The organism is Yaniella soli, from assembly GCF_054782375.1.
In genome coordinates this window covers 1-930 of the sequence record NZ_BAAGSP010000085.1, presented here as the reverse complement: position 1 = coordinate 930, position 930 = coordinate 1, and the positions used below count along the sequence as shown (strand labels likewise).

General features: G+C 57.8%; 1 protein-coding gene and 1 pseudogene. Both read right to left on the bottom strand.

All coding sequences use genetic code 11. The annotated features are described in order from the left end of the window. Positions 1-135: 135 nt before the first annotated feature. Complete coding sequence (locus ACYVJT_RS15305; RefSeq protein WP_343960224.1) at positions 136-606, bottom strand: hypothetical protein; 471 nt, start codon at positions 604-606, stop codon at positions 136-138. A 77-nt stretch (positions 607-683) separates the two neighbouring features. Further along, positions 684-930, bottom strand: a pseudogene (locus ACYVJT_RS15300) (transposase); the annotation flags it as partial.

Genomic DNA, 930 nt, shown 5'->3' with positions numbered 1-930 from the left:
TCCGCGGTTTCGGGTTGGCGTGCCGGTGATGGGTGGCCCTGGATCGGCCCACCAGCGCACAAGCCATCACGATACCCACCAGTGCAGCCAGCAGATCTACAGTTTGGGCTTGCCAGGTGCGCCACTGGGCCCGGGTCACGGGGTCTGTTTCTTGGAGAGTGCTTCCAAAAACGACACACCTTTTCCCAAAACCTCTAACGCGGCTTCACGGTCGGCGATGACCTGATCCTTCCGCGTGGATTCTGACTCTAATTTGGCAACTTGCTTCTCCAAGGCAGCGATCCGTTGCTGCTCAGCAGACCGCTGACGCGAACCAGATTTCTTCTTCGTCATAGTTCCCAGTGTGCCCGCTTCGATCGCGGCACGCCACTCATTGACATGGGAATCATCAAGCCGTTCCAGGCGCAACACAGCACCTTTAGTGCCCAACGGGGCCGCTTCATACTCGGCGACCACCGCCCATTTATATTCATTGGTAAACGTTCGTCGAGCAGCTCGACCAGCCCGCGGTGGTGTTTGGTGCTCCACGGCCACCGGCAGCGAAGACACTGAGGGCTGTTGCTGCATCGTTTCAGATGGATCAGTGGTCGTCGTAGTCAAGGTCATGCTGAGTTCTCCTAAAGTCAGTGCCCCAGCCATCTAACCATCAGTCCGGGTGTCTCACCTCAGTCTGGCAGATAGGGGTAGCGTAGCGCTCGATACTGTATCCCTCTGTCAGAGTGGTGTTTCAAGCCCGCTACGGACTGGCCGTGGCGTGTGCGGTTCCATAACCCCATATTCAAAGCGTCCAGGGCCAGGTCGGTATACATCCGCGTGGAGGTCTGCCACCCGACGATCATCCGCGAGAACACATCTAATACGAAGGCCACATACACCCAGCCGGCGGCCGTGCGAACATAGGTCAAGTCTGCAACCCACAATTCGTTGGGC

Excerpts from the sequence above, each read along its gene's own strand:
- ACYVJT_RS15305 (WP_343960224.1), bottom strand. The coding sequence starts at position 606 with ATGACCTTGACTACGACGACCACTGATCCATCTGAAACGATGCAGCAA.